The organism is Micromonospora sp. B11E3 (assembly GCF_039871625.1).
In the GTDB taxonomy this organism is placed as follows: Bacteria; Actinomycetota; Actinomycetes; order Mycobacteriales; family Micromonosporaceae; genus Micromonospora.
In genome coordinates this window covers 1-3,351 of record NZ_JBDPMC010000167.1, presented here as the reverse complement: position 1 = coordinate 3,351, position 3,351 = coordinate 1, and the positions used below count along the sequence as shown (strand labels likewise).

General features: G+C 66.8%; 3 protein-coding genes and 2 pseudogenes. All 5 read left to right on the top strand.

Annotation, left to right across the window (positions count from 1 at the left end; all coding sequences use genetic code 11):
- Window positions 1-133 precede the first annotated feature (133 nt).
- Window positions 134-499, top strand: a pseudogene (locus tag ABGB16_RS33270) (transposase); the annotation flags it as partial.
- 187 nt (window positions 500-686) lie between these two features.
- Complete coding sequence (locus ABGB16_RS33265; protein ID WP_347672023.1) at window positions 687-1,484, top strand: thymidylate synthase; 798 nt, start codon at window positions 687-689, stop codon at window positions 1,482-1,484.
- Window positions 1,481-1,939: a dihydrofolate reductase gene (locus tag ABGB16_RS33260; protein WP_347672022.1), complete on the top strand. Its 459-nt coding sequence runs from the start codon at window positions 1,481-1,483 to the stop codon at window positions 1,937-1,939. Before ABGB16_RS33265 ends, ABGB16_RS33260 begins: the two co-directional genes overlap by 4 nt.
- 297 nt (window positions 1,940-2,236) lie before the next feature.
- Window positions 2,237-2,932: a hypothetical protein gene (locus ABGB16_RS33255; protein WP_347672021.1), complete on the top strand. Its 696-nt coding sequence runs from the start codon at window positions 2,237-2,239 to the stop codon at window positions 2,930-2,932.
- A gap of 69 nt (window positions 2,933-3,001) precedes the next feature.
- Window positions 3,002-3,351: pseudogene (locus ABGB16_RS33250) on the top strand (MFS transporter); the annotation flags it as partial.

Below are 3,351 nucleotides of genomic sequence, written 5' to 3'. Positions count from 1 at the left end.
AAGCAGTTCCGGGCGGTCGCGACCAGGTACGACAAGCGCGACTACATGTACCAGGCCACCGTCGACATCGCCACGATGAAGATCTGGCTACGCGACCTCACCCAAGATCGACGAGACACGGCCTAGGTCGGTCATGGGTGATCGAAAGCCGTACCCCAGTGACCTCACCGACGAGCAGTGGGCGTTGATCGGGCCGTTCCTGGAGGCGTGGAAGGTCAAGCGTGTCTCGGTGTCGGTCTCGGGTCGTCAGGGTGACTATGACCTGCGGGAGATCGTGAACGCGATCTTTTACCAGAACCGGACCGGCTGTCAGTGGGCGTACCTGCCGCACGACCTACCCCCGAAGTCGGCCACCTACTACTACTTCGCCCTGTGGCGTGACGACGGCACCGACCAGGTGATCCACGACCTCCTGCGCTGCCAGGCGCGGGAGAAGGCCGGCCGCCGGGAGGATCCGACCGCGGTCGTGCTGGACACCCAGTCGATCCGGGCCGCGAACCAAAACCTTCTGGAACAGCACGGCGGACGCACCATCGACGGCGTCGGAGTCCGCGTCGCGCAACGCCTTTTAGCCCTGACCGCCGCCATCTGGCACAACCGAGCCACCGGCCAACCGATCACGCGTTCTCTGACCGCCTACGACCACTACTCCGTTAGCAACTACTCGTCTCCTCTAGGCTCCGGGCATGCCGGACACGCAGTACGAAGACCTGCTCCGCCACGTGCTTGACACGGGCGCCCGCAAGGAGGACCGCACCGGCACGGGCACGCGGTCGCTCTTCGGTCACCAGCTGCGCTACCGGCTGTCCGACGGCTTCCCGCTGATCACGACGAAGAGGGTCCACTTCCGCTCGATCGCGTATGAGCTTCTGTGGTTCCTGCGCGGCGACGCGAACGTCACGTGGCTACGGGAAAACGGCGTCACGATCTGGGACGAGTGGGCGGCGCCGGACGGTGATCTCGGCCCGGTCTACGGCGTGCAGTGGCGGTCGTGGCCGACCCCGGACGGCGGGCACGTCGACCAGATCAGCGAGGTGCTGCGCACGCTGCGCGAGAACCCCGACTCTCGGCGGATCATCGTGTCCGCGTGGAACGTCGCCGACATCCCGCGGATGGCGCTGCCGCCGTGCCACGCGTTCTTCCAGTTCTACGTCGCCGACGGCAAGCTATCCTGCCAGCTGTACCAGCGCAGCGCGGACCTGTTCCTCGGCGTGCCGTTCAACATCGCGAGCTACGCGCTGCTAACGCACATGATCGCCAAGCAGGTGGGCCTCGGCGTCGGTGACTTCGTCTGGACCGGAGGCGACTGTCACATCTACGACAATCACGAAGACCAGGTCCGCACGCAGCTCGCGCGCGAGGCGCGGAGGTTCCCCACGCTGAGCCTGAAGCCGGCGGACAGCCTGTTCGAGTACACCTACGAGCACGTCGCGCTCGACGGCTACGACCCGCACCCCGGCATCAAGGCACCGGTGGCGGTGTGATCGGGCTCGTCTGGGCGCAGTCGGCGAACGGCGTCATCGGCCGCGACGGAACGCTGCCGTGGCACCTGCCGGAGGACTTAAAGCACTTCCGCTCCCTGACCACGAGCGCGACCGTGCTCATGGGCCGCCGCACCTGGGAGTCGCTGCCGCCGCGGTTCCGGCCGCTGCCGGACAGGCGCAATCTTGTGCTGTCGCGCACGCCGCAGGAGGGCGTGGAGACGTTCCCCAACCTGCCGCAAGCGCTCGCCGCGGTGTCCGGGGATGTGTGGGTGATCGGCGGCGCGGCGGTGTATCGGGCGGCGCTGCCTCTCGCGGACCGGCTCGTGGTCACCGAGATCCGGGAGTTCTTCGAAGGTGACACGCACGCGCCGGACATGGGGCGTGCGCCAGACTCCGTTGGGGCGTGGCAGGAGTCGTCGACCGGGCTGCACTACCGTTTCCTGACCTGGGACTGAGGTCAGCGACGGCAGCGGTTGTAGCCGGTCTGGCCGGGCAGGTACCGAAACGCCCCAGGCATCCGGACGGGCAGGAACCGCAGCCAGCGGGCTCGGCGTGCTGACGCGGTGAGGGCTTGTGGCCGGTATCGGGCCGGCGGTGACGGCGTGGCAGTACGTGTCCGAGCGGAAGGCCGGGTTTGGTTGGCGGATGCGGGACTGTACATAGCTCCTCTGTCAAGCCTCGGCCACGCAGTCGGTGCGTAAGGCCTGGTAGACGACGTCGGATAGGCGTCGCTTCAGCGAGCCACCCCCGGCGTGTTCAAGACCAAGGTCGTCACCCGCGGCGTCGATGTCACCGTCAACGCCTTCTACCGCCACTCCCGCATCAAGCAGTACCTCAAGGACGGCCGCGCCCTGCGCATCGAAACCGTCATCAACTCACCCACCGACCTGAGGGTCGGCCGCCGACTGCAGCACCTCGACGAACTACAGGACAAGGCCCGTGCGATCAACAACCGGCTCCTCGATACTGAGCGAGTCGGCCAGGGCTGTGTCCTCGCGAGCCCAGCCTTCGCGCGGGTCGCGCACCCCACCATCGAGGAGGGCAGGAGGGCCCCGGCCCTACGGTTCGGCGACCCTCGGGTCATGGCCCTGGCCGGCGCCCTGGCCACCTGCGTGCACGCCGTCACCGGTCTGTCCAACAAGAGCCTGCGTGCCTTCATGACCGGACTACTCGACGCCCCGTACACCATCGGGCAGGCCAGCTACGACCTACGCCGGCTGCGCCTCAAAGGCCTCATCACCCGCCAGCCGCGCTCCAACACCTACACCCTGACCCCAGACGGCCTCCGCTTCGCGATCTTCTACACCAAGGTCCACAACCGGATCCTCACCCCACTACTGGCCGCCGACCAGCCGCCCGCACCACCACCGCTACGCCAAGCGCTGCGTGCCATCGACCAGCACATCAACGACTACCTAACCCAAGCACGACTACCTACGGCCACGTGAAAACTTGGCTCAACTGTCAAAATCCCTGAAACCAAGCGAACGCTAGCGCTGGCCAGTACGGCCTATCTGTTGGTGGTTCACCTGACCGGGAACTCACTTCTGAGCTGGGGCTGGCGCATCCCGTTCCTGGGCAGCGCAGTGTTGCTGCTGGTCGGACTCTATGTCCGGCTGCGGGTACTGGAAACGCCGGAGTTCCGCGAGATCCGCGAGTCGGGGCAGCGGGCCGCCGTCCCGATCGCCGTCATCCTGCGGCACCACAAGAGGGCCCTGTTGATCGGGATGGGCGCGTTGACGGCGGGGACCATCCCGTTCTACATCGCCACCGTGTTCACCCTGTCCTATGGACCGAAGCAACTCGGCATGTCGCCGCAGATAATCCTGGCCGGTACGGTGGTCGCGGCGCTGGTGGGGGTACCGCT